Source organism: Cytobacillus sp. T106 (genome assembly GCF_040492155.1).
In the GTDB taxonomy this organism is placed as follows: domain Bacteria; phylum Bacillota; class Bacilli; order Bacillales; family Cytobacillaceae; genus Bacillus_AB; species Bacillus_AB infantis.
In genome coordinates this window covers 143,136-169,755 of the sequence record NZ_JBEUMK010000012.1, presented here as the reverse complement: position 1 = coordinate 169,755, position 26,620 = coordinate 143,136, and the positions used below count along the sequence as shown (strand labels likewise).

The window sequence follows — 26,620 nt, the reverse complement described above, 5'->3', positions numbered from 1 at the left end:
GCGCCGCCCCGCGGAAAGCGAAGTGCCTGGAACGCAAATCAGCAGACCCCTTTAATAAATATAACCCATTGCTTAAATCCACCTATACCGGCTTCCCCGGCCATTACTCCTGCCTCTATCTTTATTTTGAATTTTGAGATTCCCTCTTCTTAAGCGTTTGAAACTCTCTTTCACACACATCACAGACGAACTTTTTCTGAAAAATTTATCATCACCCATGTCCTTTTCGCCGGCAAATCTATATATAGAAGGTGAAAGGAGGTGATGCACGATGGCACAAACAGTTGCAACAGCTACCAGCCTTCGAATCTACTTCGAAACAGGAATGAACGAAAAAGGCGATCCGATTTACAAGTCCAAGACATTGTCCAATGTAAAAAATTCAGCTACCGCTGACCAGCTTCACCAGGCAGCCCGGGCGTTCGGATCTCTAAGCGAACATCCTGTCAACTCTGTTCAAAGAAACGACAGCTTTGATGTAATCGCCTAATAAAAATGAATCGGGAAAGGAGGTGAGATGATGGCTAAAACACTGGAAATCCAATTTCTCACTGAAAACGGCAAAACCGCATCCCTGACAGTAGATTCACCAAAAGAACCAATCGATACGGCCGCCGTGAAGCAGGCAATGGAAGAGCTGATCGCAGCTGACATTTTTGCAGGGCCTAGCGGAAAGCTGGTTTCTGTCAAAGGAGCCAGAGTAATTGACCGCAATGTAACTGACTATGAACTAGTGTAATAGAAGCAGGGCCGGTGCCGTCATGGGCCGGCCTCTTTCTTTATTAGAACTCTTTGAAGAAGAGACCAAAAGCCTTAGGAGGAGGAATAGTATGGACCAATTAATTCCATTAATCAGCGATGTAGGATTCCCGATTGTTGTCACTTTGTATCTGCTTCACCGGATTGAGGCGAAGCTGGATTCAGTGGTGCAATCCATACAGAATCTGCCCGGCAGTTTAAAGGAAAAAGCCAGGCATGACAGTGCTTCCGGCCTATAATGAAACAGGTGCCAATCCTTGACAGTAAATTGGAATAATGCTACATTTAAATCAGCCGTTCTGCACCGTGATAGATTTGCAAAGCTGCTTGTTCCAGAGGTTAATACTTGCTTGGAGAAGTGAAGATTCGTAAAAGCTATATGCGCTGTAAATGGTGAATTTACACATGGCTGAAGCTGGCCATTAGGAGGATTTTTCTTATGAAAAACGGTAAAGTAAAATGGTTTAATGCAGAAAAAGGTTTTGGTTTCATCGAAGCTGAAGACGGAAACGATGTATTCGTTCACTATTCTGCTATCCAATCAGAAGGTTTTAAATCCCTGGAAGAAGGCCAAGAAGTTTCTTTCGAAGTTGTTGAAGGAGCTCGCGGACCTCAAGCGGCTAACGTTACTAAACTATAATTAGAAATACCATATATCGCAGTTCAGCCTCCGCGGCTGGACTGTTTTTTTATTTAAAAAGCAGGGGCTTCAAGCGGCGCGGCCTTCATCCATATTGGCAAATGCCCTGCAGATCAGAAGGATATCTTTATAAATAGCCTTTTTGACCGGCTTTACATTGCAGCGGCAGTATTCATTCAATAACTCTTTCAATTCATTTAAAAAAATCATTTGTTCTGTCATTTTTTCTCTGCCCCTATTTTAGTCTTATATTACTACTACTATATACCCATCAGAGGTCATTTGAAACCTGCCTAAGTAAATTCAGTCTTTTCTGGAAAAATTTTCTCGGTGAGAAAGTGCGTTTTCTGTTAAAATAAGAGAACAAACATTCTGGATGAAAGCTTCCTATTTTTTCAGAAACCATCACTATCCTCTTTTTGATATAATGATAGGATTCTGAAATAGAAGCAATAAGGTTAAAAGAGGGGGAGAATCATGAAGTTTATCCATACGGCAGACTGGCATCTGGGCAAGCTTGTCCATGGTGTGTATATGACAGATGATCAGCGGGAGGTACTGCAGCAGTTTGTCAAACTGGTGGAGGAAGAAAAGCCGGACGCCATTGTTATAGCAGGTGACCTTTATGACCGTTCTGTCCCGCCGACAGATGCTGTACGCCTGCTGGACGAAACCCTGTTTAAGCTTAATATTGATCTTAAAACGCCGATCGTGGCGATTTCCGGGAACCATGACAGTGCTGAACGACTGTCTTTCGGCAGCTCGTGGTATCAGCACAGCCAGTTTTATCTGAACGGCAATATTGAAGCCTGCTTTCGTCCTGTACATATAAATGGCGTTAACTTCTACCTGGTGCCTTATGCAGAACCCGGTACTGTCAGGCAGCTATTGGGAGACGATTCCATCCACTCCCATCAGGATGCCATGAAGAGCCTTATCGGAAAAATGGAAGAAACAATCAATCCTAATGAACCGAATGTGCTTGTCGGCCATGCCTTCGTGCTGGGAGGACAGACCAGCGATTCTGAAAGGACTTTATCTGTCGGCGGTTCCGGCTGCGTCACTGCGGATCTTTTTGCGCCTTTCTCCTATACGGCGCTCGGCCATCTTCACAGCCCGGACGCCATCAAGCATGATACAGTCAGGTATGCCGGCTCACTGCTGAAGTACTCTTTTTCTGAAGCTAAGCAGAAAAAGTCAGTTTCCATCATTGAGATGAATGATAATGGCTCTTTTGACATCCGCGAACATTCTCTTGCTCCCAAGCAGGATATGCGCGAGGTGGAAGGCTATCTGGAGGAGCTTCTCGATCCATCGTTTGCGGAAGGGCAGAATCATTTGGATTATCTGAAAATCACCCTGCTGGATGACGGCAGCCTCATTGATCCGATGGGCAAACTGCGGCAGTTATATCCGAACGTCCTCCATCTGGACAGAAAAATCGAACAGACCGACCTGAAAAGGAAAATAGCCTTCCAGGCTGTGAAAGAAGAGAAAAAATCCGAACTGGATCTTTTTGAGCAATTTTATAAAGAAATGACAGAAGCTGAATTCACAGAGGATAAAAAGTCAGCGATGGCGGATATCATCCAGTCTGTGCTGAAGGAGGAGGGATTGAAATGAAGCCTTTGAAGCTGGCAATGCAGGCATTCGGGCCTTATGCAGGGACCGAAGAGATTGATTTTTCCTCGCTCGGCAGCAAAACCATGTTCGTGATCTCAGGCAAGACCGGAGCGGGCAAAACCACGATCTTTGACGGCATCAGCTATGCCATTTATGGAAAAGCAAGCGGGGAAGACAGAAATGGCCCCGAGCTTAGAAGCCAATTCGCTGAAAATAATCTGCTGACAGAGGTGTCGCTTCAATTCTCACTCCGAGACCGCACCTACTATATCACACGTTCTCCACAGCAGGAAAAAAAGAAGGAGCGGGGCGAAGGCTTTACAACTATTGGCGCCAGGGCCGAGCTTTATATGTATGATGAAAAAAATGAGAAAGTGCTGCTCGCTGCCAATGTCAGGGATGTGGATGAGAAGATAAAAGAGATCATGCTTATCGACAGCAGCCAATTCCGGCAGATTCTGATGATTCCACAGGGGGAATTCCGCAAGCTGCTCACATCAGACAGCAAAGAAAAAGAGGTTATCCTCCAAAGGCTGTTCCATACGGAGATCTATAAAAAAATCGAAGAAAAGCTCAGGACTGAAGCGACAGAGCTGAAGAAGAGTGTCGAAAAGCAGGCTGACAGGAGAAACCATCTTCTGCATGGAATCCATGCCTCCTATCAGGAAGACCTGATCGTAGCTCTGGAAGAAGATACGCTGAACGACAGCAGAATCCTCCGGCTGCTCGAAAAAGAGATCGAGCTTTTAAACGGGGAAATGGATAAGCTTGTCCATGAGGGCCGTAAGAAGCAGGAGGAAAGGGATTCTCTCCAGCAGAAAATCTATGAGGCAGAAGCAGTCCTGAAGCAGCTGGCTCAAAAAGAGGAGCTCAAGGCGAAAAAAGAAGAGCTGGAAAGCCGGAAGGAATGGTCAGAAGCAAAAGAGCAGGAAATCATCCTCGCTCAAAAGGCGGCAATACTTGAGCAGCAGGAAGAGCTGTGCCATAAGCTGAAAAGTGATTTGGACTCTTGCAAAGCTGAATTTGAACGGCTCGAGAAAAGTACGGAGGCATTATATCAGCTTCTCCAGCAAAAAGAAGCCGCATATCAGCATGAAAAGAACAGGGAAGCTGAAAGAAACGAGTCAGCGGAAGCAGTCTCAAGGCTGCAGGCGATGAAAGAAGATGTCCTCGCCCTGTCCAAAACTAAATCAGAGGCTGAAATACTGAAAAAGAGGCTCGATTCCACGAGACAAACAATAGAGAATCTTGAAGCAGGCCAGAAGCAGTGGGAGGAAACATTAAAAAGGCTCAATGCTGAGAAAAAAGAGGCCGATGGAAGCCTCCTGCAATCCGTGGAAATGGAGAGGAAGCTTGAAGGCTCCCAATCTCTTCTTGAAAATATCAATAAATATGAGAGTCAGGAACAGAAGCTGGCTGATTCTCTTGAAAAATTGGAACAGCAAAAACAGCTGCTGGAAAAGCAGCAGGCCCGCGCTGAAGATGCCAGGCAGCTCGTGGCAGAGCTTGAGCAGAAATGGCTGCATGGCCAGGCGGCCATACTTGCCGGCAAGCTTCAGGATGGAGAAGCATGCCCTGTATGCGGATCCATGGAGCATCCATTGCCTGCCGTATCCGGCGGCCCGGATTTTCCCGATGAAAAGGATATTGAGGCAGCAAAGAAGCAGCAGCTCTCTTGCGAGGAGGACCGCTCGAAGGCAGAGTCACGCTATTATGAAATCCAGTCGGCAGCCACCAGCCTGAAAGAGTCGATTGCTGAACTTGCTGCCAGAGTGGCAGAACAAAAACCGGGGCTTTTAGAGGATAGCATCACGTCCTATAAACAGGAGCTCCTCTCGGAAAGAAGCAGGATGGAAAGTGAGCTTGCAGGGTTCCGCAGGAAAGCGGCTCAGGCTGACAGGCTTGAGCAGGAAATCAAAAGAGCTGAAAGTGAGAAAAGCAGGCAAGCTGATGAGCTTCGCCAGGCCGCAGCGGACAATCAGGAAGCAGGCATTCTTTTTGCGGAGAAAAATACAGTGCTTTCCAGAATGATGGAAACTGTTCCTGAAAACCTCCGCTCCCGGCAGGCATATGAGGAAGAGCTGCAGGCGGCCCAACAGCATCAGCAAAAACTTACTCAGAGGCTGGAAGAGGCACAGGCTGCCTATACCGATACAAGGGAAAAGCATTCTAATGAGAAGACTCGCCTTGAGGTGGCGGAAAACCAGCTGAAGCAGACCGGCGATAAGCTTTCCGCCGAGCGGGAGCTGTTCCGGGACAGGATGGTCGGGCAGGGCTTTACTGTATACCAGGACTATCATCATGCCAAAAGGAATGAAAGGGAGCTTGAGGGCCTGCAGGCAGAGCTCAGAAGCTATCGGGAAGAACTCCGCTCCGCTGCCGACAGGTACCATGAGCTGACAGAATTGCTGAAGGATGTTAAGGAGCCTGATATCCAGGCCCTGAAGGAGCAATTCGGGGAAGTGGACAAGCTGCTGGCTGCACTGCAGGAGCAGTATACCGGCCTGCTCATGAAAAAGCGGGAAAACGGGGAAATCCACAAAAAGGTCACAGAAATCAACGAAGACATCAAACAGCTTGAGGAGCAGTATCATCTCCTTGGCCATCTGTTTGAGATTTCCAAGGGACAGAATACATTCAGGATTACATTTGAGCGCTATGTGCTTGCAGCTTTCCTTGATGATATCCTGCGGGAAGCAAATGGCAGGCTGGGCAAGATGACGAGCGGCAGATACCGGCTTCTAAGGAAGACGGACCGTTCCAAAGGAAATGTTCAAAGCGGGCTTGAGCTGCTCATTTTTGACCAGTACACAGGGCAGGAGCGCCATGTTAAGACATTGTCTGGCGGCGAGAGTTTTAAGGCGGCATTGTCGCTTGCGCTGGGTCTGGCAGAAGTTGTCCAGCAATATGCTGGCGGTGTCTCGCTTGAAACGATGTTCATCGACGAAGGGTTCGGTACTCTTGATCCTGAATCACTTGACCAGGCCATAGAAGCACTGATCGACATCCAGAGCACAGGAAGGCTTGTGGGCATCATCTCCCATGTGCCTGAACTGAAGGAGCGCATCGATGTCAGGCTTGAAGTCACCGCAACCCAGCAGGGAAGCAGGACTGAATTCCACTTTTTAAACGGATAAAATGAACGGGGCAGGAATTGGATTCCTGCCCTGTTTGGTTTGCGTTGGGATGTTTGATGATTGGAGCAGGAAGGGCAAGGGTGTTGTTTTATATAGAAAAGTGTAATTGATGAACGAGTGTAAGGGGAAAGAGCCGAGTCATGTATAGAATAGAGAGTAATCGATACATGAGTGCAATGGAGAGAGCCGACACATGCATAGAATAGAGGGTAATCGATGCATGATACCCGTGAGAAAAGCTGCGTCATGCATAGAATAGAGCACAATCAATGCATGAGTCCCCTGAAAAGAGCCAAGCCACGCATAGAATAAAACAAAATCAATGCACCAATACCGTAAGGAAATCCAATCATGCATAGAAAGAATCCAAATCAAAGCAAGATCCACGTACAAATCCCCAACTGTATTGAAAAAGCCAAATCCCATCAATTCCAACCACATAATCCTCTCCATATCAAAAAAACATCCTGCAGCACATGCCGCAGGATGTTTTTCCCATTCTACTTGCTCTCAGCCGGCACTTTCTTAAATCCAAGATAAAGCATCGGCACGATGATGACAGTAAGGATAACTGAGAACAGTATCCCTGAAATGATCGTTATGGCCAGCGGTGTAAAGAGGGCATCTCCGCTGACTGCGACTGGTATCAGCGCCACGATGGATGTTAAAGCAGTCAGAAGGATCGGCCTCAGTCTCACACGGCCGGCTTCCACTACAGCATCCTTAATGGCCATTCCTTCACGCAGGCCCTGTTCCATAAATTCGATCAGGACGACAGAGTTGCGGACAACGATTCCCGTCAGTGAAACCATTCCCATGACAGCGAGGAAAGAAATCGGCGTCTGTGTAACGAACAGGCCGAGGATGCTGCCGGCAATTGCCAGGTAAACGGCTGTCAGAACCAGGAACGGAAGGCCCAGTGAATTGAATTGGAAGGCGATCAGCAGATACACCAGGAAGATGACAATGATGAACAGAACGGTGATTTCGGCAAAGAAGTCATTTTGCGCCTGGTTCTCTCCGCCTAATTGGATGCTGTAATCATTGCTGTCCAATGCTTCCCGCTCTTCCTCTACGATTTTCTGGACATTCTCCTTGAAGCCTTCCTCCTCTTTAGGGAAGGCCCTTATGGTAATCGCCCGGTCTCCATCCTGGTGGGGGATGCGCTGAATTTCTTCAGTCCTTTCCTCAGCCACAAGCTCTGAGACAGGAACAAGTTCCGGCGGCCCGGCCTGTGTGCTGCCGGCAGCCGGAATCTCGAGTTCTTCAAGGTTCAGGGGTTCTTCAGGGTCCCCAAGAATGATATTCATATCGCGCTTAGATACACCATTATCAAATGCCTGCAGCGGAATGCCTTCAGTTGCAAGGCTGATCTGTTCGCTGATCTGGTTGATGGTAATGCCGTATTCTTCTAATTTGGCACGGTCAGGGACATATTTTACAGCCGGCTCTGGAGTTCCGATATTGTCGACTACAAAGTCTGCCCCAGCGTCTTCTATTTTCCCGGACAGTGTATCCCTGAGCTCAAGGAGCCTTTCTATTTCAGGCCCCTTTACCGTGACTGTGACAGGGGCGCCTGCAGGAGGGCCCTGCTGGATGGTTTCCATGAATATTTCAGCATCTGGATATTTTTCCCTCAGAACAGATGACCAGTCGTCAATAAGCCCCTGGGCAGTCTGGTTCTTGCGGTCAACCCTTGCGACGATCTGCCCCGTATTCTCTCCGGTTGCCTGCAGGGAGCTGTTGAAAAGGTTAGGCAGGCCGGTTCCGGCAAATACGCTTGTTTCCTTGACGCCAGGGTCAGTCAGCAGCATTTCTTCAATGTCCCTAAGCTGCCCGGCTGTGTCCTCGAGGGTCACACCGATTGGGAGTGTAACGTCAATGGTCACCTCTTCACGGTCGGCGGCTGGGAAGAACTCAAAGGGAGTCAGTACAGCGAGCCCAAAGATCGCCGTTGTAAAAATTAAGCCAAGAAAACCGACAAGCTTCGGCCTTTTGGAAAATGGCTTAAGGATTTTGTCTGCATAAATATCTGCCATTAGATTGAGCGGCCTCCCGAGCAGCCCGGGAGCGTCAGAAACTTTTTTGCTCGTTTTCCGGTAAAGCATAAAGCGCATCATTGGCACGAATATCAATGCGACGAGTGTTGATGCCAAAATGGTCGTTATTAAAACGGTCGGCAAAGCTCGTATGAAAGCCCCGTTCCCCCCGGAAAGAAAGACGAGTGGAAGGAAGGTGAAAACAATCGCCAGCGATGATGTGACGATGGAAACCCAAATCTCCTTTGTGCCATTGATTGCGCCAAGCATCGCCCCTTCACCCATTTTATAGCGCCTTTGGATATTATCATTGACGACGATACTGTCATCAACAAGGATACCTAGCGCGATGATCGCCCCGATGACGGAAATCTGGTTCAAGTCGACATCGGCGAACGGAAGGGGGATCAGCCCCATCAATACGGAAATCGGGACAGCGAGTGCAACGACGAATGCCCCTGAGGCGGTCAGTCCAAGAGCCGTAGTCAGGATGACTGCCGCAACTGATATGGCAAGAGACAAATAGAGGCCGTCAAAAATATCGGATACCTGATCTGCCTGTGAATAATATGGCTGAAGTTCAATATCGTCAGGCAGTCCTTTTCCCAAATCTTCGACCAGGCTGCTGACTGATTCGTCAACGGAGGGGATATCCTGTCCTGCTTCGACAAAGGCAGTAAAAGATATAGAAGGCTTTCCATCAATAGTGACAATATCCTCCGTTTCCTGCTGCACGACTTCAGCTTTTCCGATGTCGCCAAGCAAAACGGATTCACCCTGCGGCGATTTGCCGACAAATAATTTTTCCATATCCTCAACAGAGCTGTAATGCTCTAATGTAAGCTGCACGATTTCCTGATCCATTTCCTGCTTTCCTAATGGTGCAGGATAGAATTCATCATTGATGCTGCTGATTACATCCGGCAGAATAATGCCTTTCTCCTTCAGCAGCTCGGGATCCAGCTCAATAGAAATTTTCTCGTCAGGCAGGCCTTTGATTACAGCGCCCGAAATCCCAGGTACAGATTCAACCTCTTCTTTCCAGCGTGAAAGTTCGTCCTGAAGAGCAAAAAGGCTTTCACTGTCGCTGCCCGTCAAATGGTAAGATACAATTGGCATCTTGACATTTGCTTCACTGACTTCCGGTTCAAAGGCTTCTTCCGGGAAAGAAGCTGTAAGGTCAGAGATAGCCTGGCGCACATTGCCGAACACTTCTTTTTTGTCTTCTCCGTCGGCAACCGTTACGATAATAGAAGAAAAGCCTGCGCTTGAGGATGAGCTTAGTTCCTCGATTCCCTCAATGGACTGCAGCTTTGTTTCTATCGGGTTGGTAATATTTCTTTCCACACTATCGACCGTTGCTCCAGGATAGACGGTGCTGACCGTTCCGATATTGATGGAAGTCTCGGGAATTTCCCTTTGCGGAAGCTGAAGAAAAGTGAAGACGCCAACGATAATAAATAATAAGAACAAAATGATAAAGATTTTGGATCTCTTTAGTATCCATTCAAGCATAATGCATTCCTCCTGAGGTTTGACTGGTCGGTCAAATTTTGTTTAATGTAAAATGAAATCTAATATTATCAAGGGGAAAACTCTTGACTACATGGTCATTTTTGCATGACTCCATTTAAATAGTCAAGAATGAATGTGTTTATAGAATGTGCTGGCATAAAGATATGAGGTGTGATGATGAACAAACGCGAAGCGATTTTAGAAACAGCTGTTGAACTTTTTGCTGAAAAAGGGTACAGCCAGACATCCATGCAGGAAATTGCGGACGGTGTAGGGATTGCAAAAGGATCACTGTATTCTTTTTTTTCATCAAAGGAAGATCTGATTATTTCCATTTATGAGCATTACCAGCAGCTCGTCTTTGAAAGAGTCCTTGTCATCGGACTGGATGGGGACTTGGAGCCTAAGCATAAGCTGGAGAAGCAGTTCAGTGCCCAGTTTGAAGGGATTCTGGAATATAAGGCTTACATGAAGATGCAGATGAGGGGAGAGACGGCTGTTAACAGCGAAAAGATTGCAGGGATGGAGCACAGGATGAGGGGAAGATTGTTTTCCTGGCTTCAAAAAAGCCTGCTGGAGCTGTATGGGGAAAGAATCAGGACTTATCAATGGGATCTGCTGTTCATGATTCAATCGATCTATCGGACATATATGATGCTGATGGTGTCTGACCAGGCAAAGATCGAACCGGATGAGATAGGCGTCCATTTAGTCCGGCAGCTTGATGCGGTGGCGAATGATTTTCTTGAAAAGGGCGGAAACCCCATTCTTAATGACGAAATGATGCAGCATTTTGTCGTTCATATGGATAAGGAAGGCGCTTTTGTATCATTTGAAAAAAGGGAACAGGCATGGAAGGATCTTTATCAAAAGCTGAACAGTCTGGAACCGCAAAAATCTTCATGGTTAAAAGAGATTGCAAACCGGATTTCCGAAGAAACCAAAAAATCCAATCCTGAACAAATCATCCTGGAAGGGCTGTTTGCTTTACTGAAGGGTGAGGAAGATATCCGGAAGGAAGCCAAGGAACTGGAAAGGGAAATCCTGAATGACTGACTGTTGAAGTGAATACAGGCAGTCAACACTGTTCTGCCATACAGTACCTTTTCATGGTAAAATGGTGGCAGAAGATTTAAATAACAGGGAGTTGGAAAGATGAAGAAAGCAGCACTTTCGTGGAGCGGAGGCAAGGACGGCTGCATGGCTCTTGATCTAATGGTCAAGAAAGGGATAAAGGTTGAGTGCCTTCTGACAACAGTCCCTAAAGAGCTGGGAAGGACTTTTGGACATGGTGAGAAGCAGGAGCTTATATCCCTTCAGGGGGAAGCTCTCGGGATTCCGGTCCGCTTTATAGAATGCACGTTTGACGGATATACGGATTCCTTTGTCGCGGCTTTAAAAGAGGCAAAAAAGGAATACGGACTTGATGCGATTGCGTTTGGGGATCTTTATTTAGATGAGCACAGAGATTGGGGCGAAAAGGCGGCGGCAGCGGCAGGCCTGGAAGCATCCTATCCCTTATGGATGAAAAAAGAGGAAGCGCCATCAGCCCTGGAAGCATTCACGGATACTGGATACAAGGCTAAAGTGATCAGGGTAAGAGATGAGATTCTTGCTACTGAGTGGCTTGGCCGCGAAGTGGATGCATCCTTTGCCAGGGATATTAAAGATACAGCCAGCTGTCCGATGGGTGAAGCAGGGGAATATCATACTTTTGTCTATGACGGCCCTCTATTCCGTAAAAAAGTCAGCTTTGACACTGGAGAAATTATTCAGCTGGAGACAACGAAGCGGCTTGAGCTTGAAAACTTCGCTTTAAAAGAAAAAGCTTAATACATAAGTAAGGAGGATCCCCCTGTGGCAGAGCTATTCGGGCAAAATTCGGATCTCTATCCTTTTGCGGCTTTTTCGGCAGGCCATTGGACCATGCTGTTTGTGTTTGCGGCAGGCTCTTTTGCTTTATACTATTACCGGCAGTTTTTTGCAGCAAATGAATTAGCGGTCAGATGGACGTTCTTTTCAGGCTTATTCGTCCTGGAGTCGCTTTATCACTATTGGCTGTATCGTGCAGGAATATGGGATGTTTCATTCACACTGCCGCTTCAGCTGTGCTCCATCAGCCTGATTCTTTGCCTGATCCTTCTCGCATCAGGATCAAGACTCGTTTTTAACATTGTTTATTTTATCGGGATAGCAGGTGCCTTAATGGCGGTGCTGACGCCAGAATTATTTTTTGGCTATCCGCATTTTCGTTATTTCCAATTTTTCATCACTCATATACTGATCATATGGACCTGCCTTTTCTATGTATTTGCAAAGGGCTTTGCACCTGATCATAAAGGGATGTGGCTGAGTTTCCTGTTCCTAAATTTATCTGCAGGCATTGCATACCTGGCCAATAAATGGACCGGGGGAAATTATATGTTTCTTGCCTATAAGCCCTCCAATGGCTCGCTGATTGATTTTCTGGGGCCTTATCCATTTTATATCCTGTCCCTTGAAGGGATTGCACTTTTCTTATTTTATGTGCTGCTTGCTCCGTTTGGTTTTCGGAAGAGAAAGTAAAAGAAAAGCCCTGCCTCTGGCAGGGTTTTAATTTTGGCTCTTTTGGTAAGAGCGTTGTTAAGGAAGAGAGGAAGGAATGATTTTGCAAAAAGTCTTAACCTTATTTGAGTGAGTGACCAGCAGGCCATTAAATAAGCGGAGAATTTTCGGTTAAGCTGTTGAAAATGGCACTAGTGGGTGTAAATAAAGGGAGAATTTCCGCTTAAACGAAACGCAGTAGCCCATTTTCCAGTTTTTTAAGTTGATAGCCGGAATTTCTCCGTCTATTTGAGCTATTTTTAGATGTTTTTCGAAATTAGGGGGAATTTCTCCGCTTATTTTTACCCGTCCCGGACTTCCTCTTCTAGTCTGCTCTTTTATGTCAGTACGGGGGAATGACCCATCAACTAGCTTAATGAACAAACGGGAGTTATTTCGTAATAAGAAATACAGTCATTCCATCATAGCAGTGGCGGCTTTTTATACCTCATGCAGGAAGGGTATGGTAGTTGAATGTTAGCAAGCACGAGCAGCATCCGCCTCCTGGAAGAGTATTTTAGCACCTTTTTTAAGGGTGGCAAAATATGCTATTTACGGCAGGCTGACTGCACATGCCGGGATTAGAAGGCATCTTGCTGGGGTAGAGCAGGAGAAACAGCCAAGATGAAATCATTTTAGAAAGAAGGGTGCATATGAAGAAATTTTACATCCTGCACAGCATCAGCTGCCTGGCATTCCTTTTCGTTTTATGGGCTTCTTTTTTGTCTCCAGTATCAGAGAGCGGGGATAACAGGCAGATGAATGAAACGCTATTCCAGCCGGCGCCCTATGCTTTTTCCATCTGGGGGCTGATATATGTGCTGATCGCCATCTGGCTGGTCAGGGGATTTCTCTCATCAGGAGATGAAAGGGAGCTTTATAGGGGCACAGCACCTTGGTTTTCAATCAGCGCCGTCTTGAGCGGGCTGTCGATTACAGCTGGATTGGCTGTAAAAGGTCTAGATGCCATTCTGCTCATTGCTTCACTGGCAGCACTTTGTATGGTTTATGTAAAAATCAAGAAAAGCCAATACCATCGGACTTTTTTCAGAGTTCCGTTCTCATTCTATCTTGGATGGACCTCCATTGCTGTTATTGTGATTATCTTTCAGCAGTTTACAGACTTTGGCATCGGGGAGTTCCTTGCTATAGGAGAGCTGGGGTGGACAAACATCATGCTTATTGCGGGAGCTTTGCTTGCTATTGGCTTTATGCTGCTGCAAAAAGATATCATCTACCCGCTCGTATTCATATGGGGATATATTGGGATTGCGGTTGAGCAGCGCGGGCAGGCTTCAGTGGTCTGGACTGCTGCAGCAGCCTGCATTTTGATTGCTGCTGCTGGGTTGATTTACATTTTTAGAAAGAAACAATAAAGCGGGAAATCAGGCCAAGCAGAAAGTATAGTTTGTCTCTTCCGGCCCAATAATAAGCGTTAGAAACTGAGTTGGAAGGAGCTTTGCCTACATGAAAAACCTTCGTTTTTTATTGAAAGATGGAGCGGAAAGTGCGCAGATTGCAAAAGACCTCCGCGTCCAGCTGGATGTCAACCGCTATCAGAATGTGAGTGTAACACCGGTTACGGGCAGAAATGAAGTGATTGTCCAGGTTCCTGATGAAAGCGGCATGATCGAAGAAACAATTGAGAGCTTCATGAAGGATTATCAGACCGGCGAGATGCTGGAGTAGTAATTGGCCCCCTTTCTGCAAGGGGGTTTTATTTTTAGCGAGAACTATCACTGGATAAAGGCCTTAATGCTGGCAGGCCCCTCCTAAGATTGCTTATAATGAGGTTAATATATTCAGGGGAGGCATTCGTGTGAGAATAGGGATTGATGCTGGCGGGACTCTGATTAAGATCGTTTACGAAGAAAATGGCCTTCATTTTAAAAGAATTGAATATAATGAGGCTGAGCAGGCGATGAACTGGCTTAAGACGTTGGCTCCTTCTGCGGATTATGTCCTTACTGGCGGTAAAGCCGCCATCCTTAAGGAGGCCTTTTTTCCCGAAGCCGCTATCATCCCTGAATTTACGGCCACTTGTGAAGGGGCTCTCCATCTGATCAAGGAAGCGGGCCACCCGCATAAAAGATTGCTGCTCGTTAACATCGGCACAGGGACTTCCTGGTATAAAATAGAGGATGGAAAGCATGAAAGAATCCTGGGCAGCGGTGTGGGCGGAGGTACTTTTATGGGGCTTGGCAGGATTTTCACTGGAAAAGCGGACCATCAGAGGCTGGCCGGGCTGGCAGCTGAAGGTAACAGGGAAAAGGCCGACCTGCTGGTGAGCGATATTTATGGAGACAGAAGCTGGCTTCCTTCGACAGCAGGCCAGAATAAAAGGGTAAAGGATGTTGAAGCTCCTATTGACGGCAAGCTGACGGCAGGCAATTTTGCCAATATCACGGGTGAGCCTTCCGAAGAGGATCTTATGGCAGCGGCTGCTAACATGATTGCCGAAACAACGGTTCTTTTGACCAAAGGGGCTGCTGATATCCATCATTCTGAAAAGATTTATTATATCGGAAGTTCCCTGCAGGGTAATGAAATACTGAAAAAGGGACTTCTTACATACAGCAGGATGACAGGCCTGGATGCCGCCTTTCTGCCTAATGGGGAATACAGCGGTGCACTTGGTGCGTACTTATCCAGTTGAAATGATAAATTAATGAATTAAAGTAGGTGCACATTTGTGGGAAAGAAATACTTTACGATTGGTATGGCCGGCCATATTGACCATGGCAAAACATCGCTGACCAAAGCGTTGACCAATATAGATACAGACAGGCTGAAGGAAGAAAAAGAAAGGCAGATATCCATTGAGCCGGGATTTGCTCCCTTGTATGAAGATGAGGATTTGGAAGTATCTGTTATTGATGTCCCAGGGCATGAGCGGTTCATCAGGCAGATGATTGCCGGAGTTGCGGGCATTGATCTTGTGATCCTCGTCGTTGCAGCCGACGAGGGTGTGATGCCGCAGACAAAAGAGCATCTCCAGATTCTTGGGTTCCTTGGCATTGAGAAAGGAATCGTCGTTATCTCTAAAGCTGATCGGGTGGATGAAGAATTCATCGGCCTTGTTGAGGAGGAGATTCTGCTGGAGCTTGAAGGAACGGTCTTTGAAGGCTCGCCTTCGGTTCTCGTGGACAGCCTTTCTCTAAGAGGGATAGAAGAACTGAAAGTGCTGATTGAGGATGAACTCAAAGAAATCACCCCCCGCGGCACAACAGGCGCCTTCAGGCTGCCGATCGATCAGGCCTTTTCGGTAAAGGGGCAGGGGACTGTGGTCCGCGGAACCGTCTATGAAGGATCTGTTGAAGAAGGCCAGCAGCTGAAGATCCTGCCCTCAGGCATTGAAACGAGGGCAAGGCAGATCCAGGTGCACCGGAAGCAGGCAGAAAAGGCATTTGCAGGGCAGCGGACAGCCATCAACTTATCCGGGGTCGCAAAAGAAGATGCCGCCAGGGGGCAGGTCCTTGTCTCCGCTGACAGTTTTACAGTGACAAATGTGTTTGATGCAAGCATCAGGACAGCAGAGGGGCTGGAGTCTGCCATCAAGCAGCGGATGCCTGTCAAATGCCATATCGGAACTGCAGAAGTGATGGGCCGGATTGTATTTTTTGACCGCAACGAGCTCAAGGAAGATAAAGAAGAAATCTTGTGCCAGATCAGGCTGGACGAAGAGGTGGTTACAAAGCGGGGAGACCGGTTCATCCTCAGGAGGCCCAGCCCGGCTGAAACCATCGGCGGAGGATGGGTCATTGATCCTCATGGCCGGAAATATAAGTTTGGCAAGCATACCGTTGAGCTTCTCGATAAGAAAAAACAAGGTTCTCCCCACGAAAGGATCAGCGATGCCCTTAGAATAAACAGCAGCATGAAGCCTTCAGAGCTTGCCCATTTAACCGGTGTGGACGAAGAAACTGTCCTGCAGGTGCTTCAGGAAGACGGCTTTGTAAAAATCGGGCCCAATGACTTTGCTCACAGCGAAACGGTGCAGAACGCCTTCATGGAAGCAGCAGGGAAGCTTGGCGAATTCCACTCTGCTTTTCCGATGAGGAAAGGGATCCTTAAAGCAGAGCTGGTCCAGTCGCTGGCTGGCACCTACGGCAAAAGCCTGGTGGGTTTTACGGTTGAAAAAGGGATCCTGGATGGAAAATGGATAAAAGAAGAGCAGTGGCTGTTTTCTTCAACCTTTGAAAGGAATATTCCGAAAAGCTGGCAAAAACGGGCTGGCAATATGCTGGACCAGTTAAGGGAAGATGGACTGCAGGTTCAATACCTAGACGACTACTTCGCCAAATCGGGTATTCCGGGAGATTTAAAGCCAGATATGATCCGCTTTCTGACAGATACTGATAAAATCGTGCCGATTGATGGCCAGTATTACTATCATGCAGACATTTTCAATGAAGCGGTTGAAAAGCTGAAGGCTGGAACCGGAGGCAGCTTTGATGTAGGTGTGGCTAAAGATCTTTTGGGCTTATCGAGGAAATATATCATCCCTCTCCTTGAGCGGCTTGATGAGCTGAAGCTGACCGTGCGGGAAGATAATAAAAGGATCTGGAAAAAATAGAGAAAAGCACCCAGTGAGGGTGCTTTTCTATTATTTTACTTCCTGTTCTTGATATAAATGAGGCGTTTTATGCTTTTTCCCTTTTTTCGGCTTAGGCAGCTTCCGGTCGAATTTTGCCTGATCATAAATTGCTGATCCCACAATTTCAGCTACATCCTGAAGCTTGTCCTTGCTGATTTTATCAATGGTGTCTTCCGGTGTGTGGTACCATGGCTCACTCGGGCTGTGGATGAAAAGTGCTGCCGGAATCCCTGCTTCTGCAAAAGGCACATGGTCGCTCCGTCCTCCCTGTCCATACGGTGTTGCTGTGCCATTCAGCTTTAAGCTGGATTTCTGGGCAAGTTCTGTCACCAGATTCGGTTCGCCATCAGCCGTCAGCATCACCAGGTCGCCTGCATCCCTGCTTCCGACCATATCAAGGTTGAAATTGGCAATGATGCTATCCTGCTCCTTGTCTGACAGATTCTCTACATAATGACGTGATCCAAGCAAGCCGAGCTCTTCAGCACCAAATGTGACAAAGCGGATTTCTGTATCAGTGGGAATATTTTTGAACACTCTTGCCAATTCCAGTGTCATCGCTGTGCCTGATGCATCATCATTCGCTCCCGGTGCACCTGCGACAGAGTCATGGTGTGCGCCAAGCACAATGACTTCTCCTGTATCTTTCTTCTTATTAGTTGGTTTTTTAACGGCAATTACATTATGAGATGTTTTTTCACCGGCGTCAGCTCCCTCAATGACAAGGTTTGCTGTGAAGGTTTCTCCCTCTGCAAGTCTTGCTGACAGGCTTTCACCTTCAGCTTTTGATAAAGCTGCAGCAGGTATGTACTCCTCATTGGCTTCTCCAAGTGTCCCGCTGAGAGGGCCATCAGCATTATTATAGATCAGAACGCCTGCAGCACCTTGTTCAGCTGCATTCAATACCTTTTCGGCAAAGCTGATTTCCCCTCTTTGGATCAGTGCAATCTTACCCTCCAGATCAGCAGCTGCAGCGTCCTCCTTTGTTCCCAGGCCTGCTTCTGCCAATTCAGCAGTGACATTCCCGTTGACTGTATAAGTGAAAGGGGCAGGGGATAATGGCTCTTCCGCTCCCTGGACGGTTAATTCAATCTTCTCAGGCGGCGTATAGCCATAGAAGGTGAAAGGCTGGATTTCTGTTTTATAGCCATAACTTTCGAATTTTTGCTTTATATACTGTACTGCCTGATCTTCTGACGCAGTTCCTGCCACGCGCGGAGACTGCGAGAGATCTGTGATGGATTGATAGATTTTTTCCGCTGATATCCTTTTGATAAGACTATTCTCAAGGCCATGAATAGCTTCCAGCTTCGGAGCTTCCTTTGGCTGGGCCAGCGCAGGAACATGTACTGCCCCAAAGGCCAAAACGCCTGCTAATGACATAGAAACAAAAGTTTTTTTCATAGTATTCCTCCCTGGATAAAATTAATAGGCAACTAATAGTCTAGAATATTCTCAATTTTTCTATAAGGTAAAAAACTCCTGCATTTTTTAGTCCTTTGCATTCATTTTTCGGCCGGCATCCTGCTGGAGCGACTATTTAATCAGGAGGTGCTGACTAGAAAATTCATTAAGGAATAAATTTCCTTCCGGATATTGTCGTAAAATTTGAGTCTTAAGAAGGTAGAAATTATTTTTGTATAAGTTTAGAAGATGAAAGCATGGGGTATATAACCTATTTGTTTGTGGGAAATAGAAGATGATATTCCTTAATTAACCTATAAAAATAGTTAATTCCAAGCACTCCATTTTTTACACATACTATTCTAGTGTAATGATTACTAAAATTAGGATGTGAAAGAAATTAAAGGAGTGTACACCATGAAAAAACAACTTATAACAATGGCAGCCGCAGCAGGCTTGATGCTGACTCCTTTTCAAGGTTCAGCAAGCGCACATGAAAAGACACATAAAGTAGCCTCCGGAGATACGCTTTGGAAGATCTCGAGGCAATACAATATAAATGTAGGCGAGCTTCAAAGCTGGAATAAGCTTAGCGGTGCTGTCATCTATCCGGGGCAGGAGCTTTCCGTCATTGCTCCGCACAGCCACACATCTCAGCCTGCAGCATCAGGCACCACAGTACATACTGTGCAGGCAGGGGACACGCTATGGGGAATCAGCCTGAAATACGATGTCAGTGTCGCATCCCTAAAGCAATGGAATCGTCTGTCAACTGATACGATTTATAAAGGCCAGAAGCTCTCAATCAGCGCTTCTGCAAGCAGCTCTGCCAATGCTCCAGTGCTGAATCCGGCACCAGCCCAAACAGGGTCAAGTTATACTGTGCAAAAAGGAGATTCGCTTTGGAGCATTAGCAGCAGGAACAATACCTCTGTACTTCAATTAAAAGCATTGAATAATCTATCCAGCGATACAATCTATGCAGGGCAGAAGCTTCAATTGAATGGCACAGCAGCAGCTGCAAAGCCTCCAGCACCAGTATCTGTTTCCTCCAAAGCCGATGCGATTATCAGCGAAGCGAAAAAGTATATCGGCGTCCCGTACAAATGGGCAGGAAGCACACCGGCAGGTTTTGACTGCAGCGGCTATATCAACTATGTCTTCAAGCAGTCGGGAGTATCAATCCCAAGAACTGTTGCAACGATCTGGGGCGCCGGAAAAGCGGTATCTTCACCGTCACCGGGAGATATCGTCTTCTTTGAGACCGGGACAGGCCCTTCACATGCAGGCATCTATCTTGGCGGAAACAAATTCATCCATTCTGGCTCTTCCACGGGTGTAACAATCAGCGATATGAATTTATCTTATTGGAAGACTAGGTATCTTGGGGCAAAGTCTTTGCTGTAATGGGCTGCAAGTATTCTAGTGTTGAAGCTTTGCAGTGTTAAGCTACGGGCAAAAAGAAAAAAATCGGAGAAAGATACAATTAGCTGCAATAAAATTTATGGGAATTACATTAGACAGGCTCTTTTCGAAAGAGCTGTCTTTTTTTATAATAATTCAGCTGCAAAAGATTCCTTCATATATCCCTTTTAATCAGAAACGCCATTTTATTTACCTGAAATTTTACAGCCAGCACGCTAAGCAGCTTCATTCTAGACTGAATAAACAATTTCCTAGTATAATAAGAAACAAGATGTAAGGCATATTTCCAGATGATGCCCCGCATCTTTTTTTATATTTATTTGTATACGGCTTTATTCAACAGCATTGTTTAACACAGCCTTATATATAGAAAGGACTGACAAAGTGCCGGTTAAAAGATCAGGCTTCTGGATTTTTATATTGATTGCCGGGATAATTTATCTGCTTTTTCTCATGAAGGCAGAGCAATTTCCGGAAATTGATTTTCATATTGATATGGATAATGGCTTTGATGAGGATGCGCCGCTGCCGGTCCAGCTTCATCCGGTGGTAAGTGCCAAAAAGGATGAACTGATCAGCCTGGCGGCGGATAAAGGGATCAATATTGTCATTACACAGGATTTCCGCAGCATTGAAGAGCAGAATGAATTATACGCAAAAGGCAGGACGGCAGAAGGAGAAATCGTGACAAATGCCAAAGGCGGGGAGTCATACCATAATTTCGGCCTCGCCATTGATTTTGCCCTTCTTTCCTTAAACGGAGCTGTCATATGGGATATGAATTATGACGGCAACGGCAATTCGCGTGCAGACTGGGACGAGGTCGTTGAGATTGCAAAAGGGCTTGGGTTTGAATGGGGCGGCGACTGGCGCAGCTTCAAAGATTACCCTCATCTGCAATATGATTTCGGGCTGAGCATATGGGAGCTTCAGAGAGGGAAGAGGCCTCCTGAAGAGGAATAAAAAGGAGGATGCGCCGAAACGCATCCTCTTTTGCATTAGTTGACAAGCTCAGATTGTACATAATGGAACAGCAGTCTTGCTGTGTTGTCCAGGGATTCCATGTGGGTCCTCTCATAGGCATGCGAGGAGTCGATCCCCGGCCCGATCAGTCCGTGAATAATATCATGACCGGAACGGATGGCAGCAGAAGCATCAGACCCATAATAAGGGTAGATGTCAAGCTTGTAATCGATATGATTGTCCTTTGCAATCTTAATAAGATTCTTCCTCAATCCATAATGATACGGACCGCTTGCATCTTTCACACAGATGGACACCGTATATTCATCTGTTGACTGGCCTTCACCCATCGCGCCCATATCGACAGCCAGGTATTCAACAGTCTCCGGTGTAATATTGGAGTTTCCGCCATAGCCGATTTCCTCGTTGTTCGAAATCAGGAAGTGGGTCGTGTAAGGCAGCTCGATATTCTTTTCTTTTAAAGTCCTGATCAGCTGAAGCAGGATCGCGACGCTGGCTTTATCATCCAGGTGGCGCGATTTGATATATCCGGATTCTGTTTCCTGGACACGCGGATCAAAAGATACAAAATCTCCCACTTCAATGCCAAGAGCAAGTACATCCTCTTTGCTGTGAACCTTTTCGTCTATGCGCACTTCCATGTTCTGCTGATTTCTTTCAGCTTTCGCAGCATCCTTATACACATGTACAGAGGTTTGCTTCATGAGGATGGTGCCGGTATATTTATTTCCTTCTGCCGTTTCAATCTCGCAGTATTCGCCTTCAATCGAGTTGTATGTAAATCCGCCGATCAAATCGATTTTAAGCCTGCCATTTGGTTTGATTTCCTTTACAATCGCCCCTAATGTGTCAACATGAGCCGTAAGCATCCGGTGCTGCTTTTCATTTTTTCCTGGAAGTGTGGCGATCAGGCCGCCTTTCCTGTTCTGGTATGTATGTACGCCAAGCTGTTCAAGATAGTTCTGGACAAAGGAAATTACTTCGCTGGTATTCCCGGATGGACTGGGTATGGAAACGAGTTCCCTGATCAGGTCTGCCGTTTGCTTTACATTGCTGTTAGTCAAAAGATCACTCCTAATATGATTGGATTCCTTTCCATTATACTAGGAAAAAAACTTTTGTTAAATCTGATGATATTCAGGTTTTCCAGATTATGATTGAGTGAAAAGGTTAATATTTAGTAAGATGAGAGTAACGCTTAGAGGTTTATCGGAGGCAATATGAAGAATTCTAACATGTTTATGCAGCTGTTTTATCAATCCAGGATCCCGCAGACTGTAGTGATCGGCCATATAGACCAAGTGATTGTAAATGAGGCATTCTGCAAATTTCTCGGCTATTCAATGGAAGAGTGGGCAGGCCTTACAATTGAGGACATAAGCCACCCGGATGATTATAAAAAAGATTTGGAGCTGCTCAATGAAATCCTGGACGGAAAACGGACAGAATATGAGCTGGAAAAGCGTTACATTTGCAAGGATGGCTCACATAAGACAGGGCAGCTCAATCTATCCCTTGTTAAGGGAGAAAGTGCCGATGATCAATATATGTTCGGCCAGATCGTGGATATTACCGAACAAAAGCGATTGGAAAGTAAAAGAGAAGAAAGCGAGCAGAATTACCGGCTTCTGGCAGACAATATCTCTGATTTGATTATCCTGCACAAATATGACGCTACGTATTTATATGCTTCACCATCAGTGAACCGGATCTTGGGGTATGAGCCTGACGAGATGCTGGAGCTGAATGCCTTTAAGCTCATTCATCCTGATGATATCGAAGAAGTCCGCAGAAGATATCAGCTTATGCTGAGAATCGGAGAGCCGTTATTGATCACTCATCGTGTAAAAAAGAAGGATGGGAGCTACATCTGGATGGAATCCCATGTTAAAGGAATAGATGAATATACATTTGAAAGCGGCGCTCAGATTTTATCCGTTTCCCGGGACATTCAGCAAAGGATTGAGACCAATGAACTGCTGAGAAGGTCAGAAAAGCTGGCTGTTGTAGGCCAGATGGCTGCTGCAGTTGCACATGAAATCAGGAATCCGCTGACGCCTATCAAGGGATTCATGCAGCTGTTTTCAGATGGCCGGAGCTTCAATCCTGCTTTTTCTTCCATCATCATCAATGAAATCAACAGAATAGACAATATCATCACTGAATTTCTGGCTCTTGCAAAGCCCCACAGCACAAAGGTCGAAGTTCTTGATTTAAATGATGTCATCAGGCATGTTGTTGACCTGATGATGCCGCAGGCGCTCATGAACAATAAAGAACTCACATTCGAGCCAGGAAATGGACCGTATCCACTGCTTGGAGATCCTAATTCATTAAAGCAGCTTTTTATCAATATCATTCAAAATGCGCTTGATGCCATCGAAGAAAAAGGGAGCAGCATCATTAGCACGGTAAAGGCGGATGGGGAGTTATGCGCCATCATCAAGGACAGCGGATGCGGCATCCCGGCAGAAAGGCTTGCAAACCTGGGAGAGCCTTTTTATTCAACAAAGGAGAAAGGAACCGGCCTTGGCCTGATGACAAGCTACAAAATCGCTGACGATCATCATGGGAGGGTGAAAGTCGAAAGCGATGAGGGCAAAGGGACTACGGTAAGAGTATATTTTCCGGTCCACGGTATGTGAAAAAACCTCGAAAAAGAACAAGAACCGCCTGGCTGCGTCTCCAGGCGGTTCTTGTTCTATCTATCATTCTTTGTTTCCAATTGAGCCTGCCAGGTGGCGGAGCCTGTAGAACTTCCAGAAATCCCTCACAATCACCTTAACAACAGAATAAAATGGAATGGCCACCAGAATGCCGATGAAGCCATAAAGGGAACCTGCCACCAGCAGGACAAGGATGACTGTCAGCGGATGGATGTTCAGTCTTTTTCCCATTACCTGCGGTGTTATGAGATTCCCCTCCAGCTGCTGGACCGCAACAAGGACAATCAGGATTTTAATCACCATGAAAGGTTCCTGCATCAAACCGACAAAAATGGCAGGAATGATGCCTAGAAGCGGTCCGAGAAAAGGGACGACTGTCAGGAACGTGGCGAACAATGCCAGCACTAAAGCATAATCCAGGCCGATGATCAGATAACCGATATACATCAGGACACCATCGGCAAAAGCTATGATAAACTGGCCGATAATATAAGTTGATAAGGTTTTGTCGATGTCCAGCAAAATCCGGTTGCCTTCTATTTTATGCTCATCCGGTATCCATTTCAGCAGTTTCGGCCGGAGTTTTTCGTCATCTTTTGAAAAATAGAAAAGAATGAAGGGAACAACTACCAGGACGGTTGCGATGCTGGTTATGGCTGAAATGATCCCGGTAAGGTTGCTGCCGACTGTATTAATGAATGATTGCGAATAGGAAAGGACCTTCTGCTCGATCTCCTCATAGGAAAGGAAGCCAAAGTCATTCTCATCCACCATTTCCTTTGTCTCTGATGTAAGATCCTCCATTTTGTCAGGGAAAGAGTCTGATATTTGGGTGATCTGTTCTGCTATCAGGCTTCCGCCGAAATAAAAAATTCCGGTTCCAATGCCAATCAGCGTACCGAATACAATAAGGATGGAAGCGGTCTTCGGCATATAGCCGCTCAGCCAGCGGATGACTGGCCTGAGGATATAATAAAGAAGACCCGATATCAGGATGGGGAAGAAAATGGTCGCCACAAGCTTCCGGAATGGCCAGATGAACCAATCGATCTTACCCAATAGAAAAATAACAACCAGCACGAGTATGGCTCCTGTTATATACATAAAAAACGGCTTTTTAATCCACATATTATCCCCCTGGAATCCCTGAATTCAATTGATAGTATCCTTCCTTTTTTCCCTTGCCGCCGGGACCGAAACCCCTTCTTTTATCGGCTTTTAAAATTATCCCTGTTTAGAAAGCGGCCCTATAAGGAATACAAAGAGAAATAAAAGAAGTAAAGGTGAACGGCAATGGACTTTTTTAAAGAATTAACAAGAGAAGAATATATTCAGTTTTTCTCCTGGTTTGCGGCTATTTGGCTTCTAAAGTTCATCCTGCAATTTTTTGCTGCAAGAAGGCGATGGGCCCAGCCGGAAGCAAAAGAAGGCATGCTCTCGGTCCTCAATTGGGCGGCCTTTTACGCTTCCCTGATACTGTTCCTGAACTTTTTTTCAACGCAGGACTGGCTGAATTATACGCTCTATCAGGCAGGGGACGTTAAAGTCTCACTGCGGCTGATATTTACGGCCTTCCTTATTGTTTCTCTGGCGAATAAGTTTGTCAGGGTTCTTACGCTGCAGATTCTGTCTTCTGTCTATGAACATTATCATGTCGACAGGGGGCTGAGATATACATTCAACCGCTTCATCTATTATGCGATCATGATAGCGGCGGTTGCCGTCAGCCTGACAACGGTCGGTCTTGACCTTACTGCGGCAGGAGCGGCTCTCGGGGTGCTGGGGATCGGAATCGGCTTTGGGATGAGGAATATTGCCGGCAACTTCATTTCAGGCATCATCATCCTGTTTGAACGGCCTGTGGAAGTAGGGGAACTGATTGAGATCAATAATAAAATCGGAACCATTGAAAGCATACGGCTTCGTTCCACGATAGTAAGAACTGCGAAAGAGGGAACGCTGATCGTTCCAAACCAGCATTTTATTGAACAGATCATCAAAAACCGGACTGGATCGGAAATGCTTGCTTCTGTGGAGGTCAATATAAAATTCGGAGAAGATACAGGCAGAATTGAAAACTTGCTGAAAGAGGCGGTCCTTCAGGAAGCTGATCATTTTTCAGCGTATTTAAAAGTAAACCTTGCTGAAATCAGGCTGGTTGACTTTAAGTATGATACGATGCTGTTTTTAATCGAGGTCCCGGTCAAAAATTTCGATACTAAGCAAAAATATGAAAGCCGCCTGCGCCATGCTATAGCCGGCATCTTTTATGAACATGATATCAGCCTTGCCTCCTTTCCTGCTGCAGAGAAAGAGGCAGGTATGTAAAACAGAGGCCAGGGCACCTGGCCTCTGTTTTTTGCAAGTAATCAAAACTAAAGCTTGCGGCCCAATAAAGCCTTCAAGCCGAGGAAAAGCAGGGCAGCTGCAAATATTATCATGGCTGTTACACCAACAGCGGTAATAAATGCGGCAAAGCCCCCTGTCACAAAAGCCAGTCCGGCTGTTTGAATCAGTGCATACCCTGCAAGGATGCAGGCAAGATATAGAAGGGGAAGCTGCTGCACTAAGAACACCTCCTTTATTTACAGTATATGTATCTAATAAATTGGAGGATTGGGTACTTTGTAATCGCTTACTATAATTTTATTGGTCGAAAAACGTCAATATTTGTAATCCTTTTGTTACATAACAAACATGTTTTTGTAAATTATTTTTCAGGAAGCATGTGAGAAACTAAGTTCATCACAAAACAGAGAGAGAAAATTACTTGGGGGACAACATGAAGAAGCTGATCACAAGCGTTTTTCTTTGCACTAGCCTGCTTTTTGCCGGATTGTTTGGGGGAGAAAATACAGAAGCGGCTTCCTATGGTTCTTCTGCGGCTGCAGTGGCCCAAAAATACATAGGAGTTCCTTATAAATGGGGCGGCACTTCGCCTAAGGGCTTCGACTGTTCCGGCCTTGTCGGATTCACCTACAGCAAAGCCGGAAAAAAGATTCCCAGAACTACCGGGCAGCTTTATAAAACGGGACAAGCCGTACAAAAGAAAAGCCTGAAAAAAGGGGACGTCGTTTTTTTCAGCACCTATAAAAAAGGTCCATCACATGTCGGCCTTTACCTTGGAGGCAACAAATTCATCCATGCGTCAAGCTCTAAGGGCGTTAAGATTGATTCTATGTCCAATCCTTATTGGAGCAAAGCCTATTATGGAGCTAAACGAATTTAATTATGATAACCAAGGGCGG

24 protein-coding genes are annotated in these 26,620 nt (G+C 46.1%); 18 read left to right on the top strand and 6 right to left on the bottom strand.

Annotation, left to right across the window (positions count from 1 at the left end):
* Positions 1–271: 271 nt before the first annotated feature.
* The 4 genes from ABU165_RS19635 to ABU165_RS19620 all read left to right on the top strand — a co-directional run bounded on the left by ABU165_RS19635 (position 272) and on the right by ABU165_RS19620 (position 1,399).
* Positions 272–490 carry a DUF1659 domain-containing protein gene (locus tag ABU165_RS19635; RefSeq protein ID WP_318060622.1) on the top strand — a complete coding sequence of 73 codons (219 nt, stop codon included), beginning with the start codon at positions 272–274 and terminating at the stop codon, positions 488–490.
* A gap of 30 nt (positions 491–520) precedes the next feature.
* Positions 521–739: a DUF2922 domain-containing protein gene (locus ABU165_RS19630; protein WP_022543780.1), complete on the top strand. Its 219-nt coding sequence runs from the start codon at positions 521–523 to the stop codon at positions 737–739.
* A 91-nt stretch (positions 740–830) separates the two neighbouring features.
* A complete protein-coding gene (locus ABU165_RS19625; RefSeq protein ID WP_022543781.1) occupies positions 831–998 on the top strand; it encodes a YvrJ family protein in 168 nt (55 codons plus the stop codon).
* A 200-nt stretch (positions 999–1,198) separates the two neighbouring features.
* Complete coding sequence (locus tag ABU165_RS19620) at positions 1,199–1,399, top strand: cold-shock protein (protein ID WP_009791059.1); 201 nt, start codon at positions 1,199–1,201, stop codon at positions 1,397–1,399.
* A gap of 69 nt (positions 1,400–1,468) precedes the next feature.
* Here ABU165_RS19620 and ABU165_RS19615 read toward each other — a convergent pair whose 3' ends face one another.
* A complete protein-coding gene (locus ABU165_RS19615; RefSeq protein WP_009791060.1) occupies positions 1,469–1,621 on the bottom strand; it encodes a hypothetical protein in 153 nt (50 codons plus the stop codon).
* A 255-nt stretch (positions 1,622–1,876) separates the two neighbouring features.
* Here ABU165_RS19615 and ABU165_RS19610 point away from each other — a divergent pair, with 255 nt between their 5' ends.
* The gene (locus tag ABU165_RS19610) at positions 1,877–3,022 is read left to right on the top strand and encodes an exonuclease SbcCD subunit D (protein ID WP_306009961.1); all 1,146 of its coding nucleotides are present in this window, start codon (positions 1,877–1,879) and stop codon (positions 3,020–3,022) included.
* Positions 3,019–6,159, top strand: a complete 3,141-nt coding sequence (locus ABU165_RS19605) for an SMC family ATPase (RefSeq protein ID WP_318060621.1) — start codon at positions 3,019–3,021, stop codon at positions 6,157–6,159. The genes ABU165_RS19610 and ABU165_RS19605 overlap by 4 nt, the downstream gene beginning before the upstream one ends.
* Positions 6,160–6,659: 500 nt before the next feature.
* On the opposite strand, the gene ABU165_RS19600 is transcribed toward ABU165_RS19605, so the two are convergent.
* Positions 6,660–9,713, bottom strand: a complete 3,054-nt coding sequence (locus tag ABU165_RS19600; protein WP_318060620.1) for an efflux RND transporter permease subunit — start codon at positions 9,711–9,713, stop codon at positions 6,660–6,662.
* Positions 9,714–9,890: 177 nt separating this feature from the next.
* On the opposite strand from ABU165_RS19600, the gene ABU165_RS19595 reads away from it, so the two are divergent.
* The 7 genes from ABU165_RS19595 to selB all read left to right on the top strand — a co-directional run bounded on the left by ABU165_RS19595 (position 9,891) and on the right by selB (position 16,872).
* Positions 9,891–10,769 (top strand): TetR/AcrR family transcriptional regulator, encoded by an 879-nt coding sequence (locus ABU165_RS19595; protein ID WP_353762683.1) that lies wholly within the window; start codon positions 9,891–9,893, stop codon positions 10,767–10,769.
* 99 nt (positions 10,770–10,868) lie between these two features.
* On the top strand, positions 10,869–11,546 hold the full coding sequence (locus ABU165_RS19590) for a Dph6-related ATP pyrophosphatase (protein ID WP_009791066.1): 678 nt from the start codon (positions 10,869–10,871) through the stop codon (positions 11,544–11,546).
* Positions 11,547–11,570: 24 nt separating this feature from the next.
* Positions 11,571–12,278, top strand: a complete 708-nt coding sequence (locus tag ABU165_RS19585) for a YwaF family protein (RefSeq protein ID WP_101547601.1) — start codon at positions 11,571–11,573, stop codon at positions 12,276–12,278.
* A gap of 671 nt (positions 12,279–12,949) precedes the next feature.
* Complete coding sequence (locus ABU165_RS19580; RefSeq protein ID WP_253616790.1) at positions 12,950–13,672, top strand: hypothetical protein; 723 nt, start codon at positions 12,950–12,952, stop codon at positions 13,670–13,672.
* Between the two features lie 91 nt (positions 13,673–13,763).
* A complete protein-coding gene (locus tag ABU165_RS19575) occupies positions 13,764–13,985 on the top strand; it encodes a hypothetical protein (RefSeq protein ID WP_009791070.1) in 222 nt (73 codons plus the stop codon).
* 130 nt (positions 13,986–14,115) lie between these two features.
* Entirely contained in the window at positions 14,116–14,952 is an 837-nt protein-coding gene (locus ABU165_RS19570) for an acetate and sugar kinases/Hsc70/actin family protein (RefSeq protein WP_009791071.1), read from the top strand.
* A gap of 36 nt (positions 14,953–14,988) precedes the next feature.
* A complete protein-coding gene (selB, locus tag ABU165_RS19565; protein WP_101547604.1) occupies positions 14,989–16,872 on the top strand; it encodes a selenocysteine-specific translation elongation factor in 1,884 nt (627 codons plus the stop codon).
* Positions 16,873–16,902: 30 nt separating this feature from the next.
* On the opposite strand, the gene ABU165_RS19560 is transcribed toward selB, so the two are convergent.
* Positions 16,903–18,297: a M28 family peptidase gene (locus tag ABU165_RS19560; protein ID WP_318060618.1), complete on the bottom strand. Its 1,395-nt coding sequence runs from the start codon at positions 18,295–18,297 to the stop codon at positions 16,903–16,905.
* A 417-nt stretch (positions 18,298–18,714) separates the two neighbouring features.
* On the opposite strand from ABU165_RS19560, the gene ABU165_RS19555 reads away from it, so the two are divergent.
* Together ABU165_RS19555 and ABU165_RS19550 are read left to right on the top strand one after the other, a co-directional pair.
* Complete coding sequence (locus ABU165_RS19555; RefSeq protein ID WP_101547606.1) at positions 18,715–19,704, top strand: C40 family peptidase; 990 nt, start codon at positions 18,715–18,717, stop codon at positions 19,702–19,704.
* Positions 19,705–20,175: 471 nt separating this feature from the next.
* A complete protein-coding gene (locus ABU165_RS19550; protein WP_232217729.1) occupies positions 20,176–20,685 on the top strand; it encodes a M15 family metallopeptidase in 510 nt (169 codons plus the stop codon).
* 35 nt (positions 20,686–20,720) lie between these two features.
* Here ABU165_RS19550 and ABU165_RS19545 read toward each other — a convergent pair whose 3' ends face one another.
* Complete coding sequence (locus tag ABU165_RS19545) at positions 20,721–21,770, bottom strand: M42 family metallopeptidase (protein WP_101547609.1); 1,050 nt, start codon at positions 21,768–21,770, stop codon at positions 20,721–20,723.
* Between the two features lie 156 nt (positions 21,771–21,926).
* On the opposite strand from ABU165_RS19545, the gene ABU165_RS19540 reads away from it, so the two are divergent.
* On the top strand, positions 21,927–23,351 hold the full coding sequence (locus ABU165_RS19540; protein WP_306009955.1) for a PAS domain-containing sensor histidine kinase: 1,425 nt from the start codon (positions 21,927–21,929) through the stop codon (positions 23,349–23,351).
* Positions 23,352–23,414: 63 nt separating this feature from the next.
* Here ABU165_RS19540 and ABU165_RS19535 read toward each other — a convergent pair whose 3' ends face one another.
* A complete protein-coding gene (locus tag ABU165_RS19535) occupies positions 23,415–24,500 on the bottom strand; it encodes an AI-2E family transporter (protein ID WP_101547611.1) in 1,086 nt (361 codons plus the stop codon).
* A 165-nt stretch (positions 24,501–24,665) separates the two neighbouring features.
* On the opposite strand from ABU165_RS19535, the gene ABU165_RS19530 reads away from it, so the two are divergent.
* A complete protein-coding gene (locus ABU165_RS19530) occupies positions 24,666–25,700 on the top strand; it encodes a mechanosensitive ion channel family protein (protein ID WP_094767308.1) in 1,035 nt (344 codons plus the stop codon).
* A 47-nt stretch (positions 25,701–25,747) separates the two neighbouring features.
* Here ABU165_RS19530 and ABU165_RS19525 read toward each other — a convergent pair whose 3' ends face one another.
* On the bottom strand, positions 25,748–25,939 hold the full coding sequence (locus ABU165_RS19525; protein WP_009791081.1) for a hypothetical protein: 192 nt from the start codon (positions 25,937–25,939) through the stop codon (positions 25,748–25,750).
* 215 nt (positions 25,940–26,154) lie between these two features.
* Here ABU165_RS19525 and ABU165_RS19520 point away from each other — a divergent pair, with 215 nt between their 5' ends.
* Positions 26,155–26,601: a C40 family peptidase gene (locus ABU165_RS19520; protein ID WP_009791082.1), complete on the top strand. Its 447-nt coding sequence runs from the start codon at positions 26,155–26,157 to the stop codon at positions 26,599–26,601.
* The last annotated feature ends 19 nt before the right edge of the window (positions 26,602–26,620 follow it).

Excerpts from the sequence above, each read along its gene's own strand:
- ABU165_RS19635 (WP_318060622.1), top strand. The coding sequence starts at position 272 with ATGGCACAAACAGTTGCAACAGCTACCAGCCTTCGAATCTACTTCGAA.
- ABU165_RS19630 (WP_022543780.1), top strand. The coding sequence starts at position 521 with ATGGCTAAAACACTGGAAATCCAATTTCTCACTGAAAACGGCAAAACC.
- ABU165_RS19625 (WP_022543781.1), top strand. The coding sequence starts at position 831 with ATGGACCAATTAATTCCATTAATCAGCGATGTAGGATTCCCGATTGTT.
- ABU165_RS19620 (WP_009791059.1), top strand. The coding sequence starts at position 1,199 with ATGAAAAACGGTAAAGTAAAATGGTTTAATGCAGAAAAAGGTTTTGGT.
- ABU165_RS19615 (WP_009791060.1), bottom strand. The coding sequence starts at position 1,621 with ATGACAGAACAAATGATTTTTTTAAATGAATTGAAAGAGTTATTGAAT.
- ABU165_RS19610 (WP_306009961.1), top strand. The coding sequence starts at position 1,877 with ATGAAGTTTATCCATACGGCAGACTGGCATCTGGGCAAGCTTGTCCAT.
- ABU165_RS19605 (WP_318060621.1), top strand. The coding sequence starts at position 3,019 with ATGAAGCCTTTGAAGCTGGCAATGCAGGCATTCGGGCCTTATGCAGGG.
- ABU165_RS19600 (WP_318060620.1), bottom strand. The coding sequence starts at position 9,713 with ATGCTTGAATGGATACTAAAGAGATCCAAAATCTTTATCATTTTGTTC.
- ABU165_RS19595 (WP_353762683.1), top strand. The coding sequence starts at position 9,891 with ATGAACAAACGCGAAGCGATTTTAGAAACAGCTGTTGAACTTTTTGCT.
- ABU165_RS19590 (WP_009791066.1), top strand. The coding sequence starts at position 10,869 with ATGAAGAAAGCAGCACTTTCGTGGAGCGGAGGCAAGGACGGCTGCATG.
- ABU165_RS19580 (WP_253616790.1), top strand. The coding sequence starts at position 12,950 with ATGAAGAAATTTTACATCCTGCACAGCATCAGCTGCCTGGCATTCCTT.
- ABU165_RS19575 (WP_009791070.1), top strand. The coding sequence starts at position 13,764 with ATGAAAAACCTTCGTTTTTTATTGAAAGATGGAGCGGAAAGTGCGCAG.
- ABU165_RS19560 (WP_318060618.1), bottom strand. The coding sequence starts at position 18,297 with ATGAAAAAAACTTTTGTTTCTATGTCATTAGCAGGCGTTTTGGCCTTT.
- ABU165_RS19555 (WP_101547606.1), top strand. The coding sequence starts at position 18,715 with ATGAAAAAACAACTTATAACAATGGCAGCCGCAGCAGGCTTGATGCTG.
- ABU165_RS19550 (WP_232217729.1), top strand. The coding sequence starts at position 20,176 with ATGAAGGCAGAGCAATTTCCGGAAATTGATTTTCATATTGATATGGAT.
- ABU165_RS19540 (WP_306009955.1), top strand. The coding sequence starts at position 21,927 with ATGAAGAATTCTAACATGTTTATGCAGCTGTTTTATCAATCCAGGATC.
- ABU165_RS19535 (WP_101547611.1), bottom strand. The coding sequence starts at position 24,500 with ATGTGGATTAAAAAGCCGTTTTTTATGTATATAACAGGAGCCATACTC.
- ABU165_RS19530 (WP_094767308.1), top strand. The coding sequence starts at position 24,666 with ATGGACTTTTTTAAAGAATTAACAAGAGAAGAATATATTCAGTTTTTC.
- ABU165_RS19520 (WP_009791082.1), top strand. The coding sequence starts at position 26,155 with ATGAAGAAGCTGATCACAAGCGTTTTTCTTTGCACTAGCCTGCTTTTT.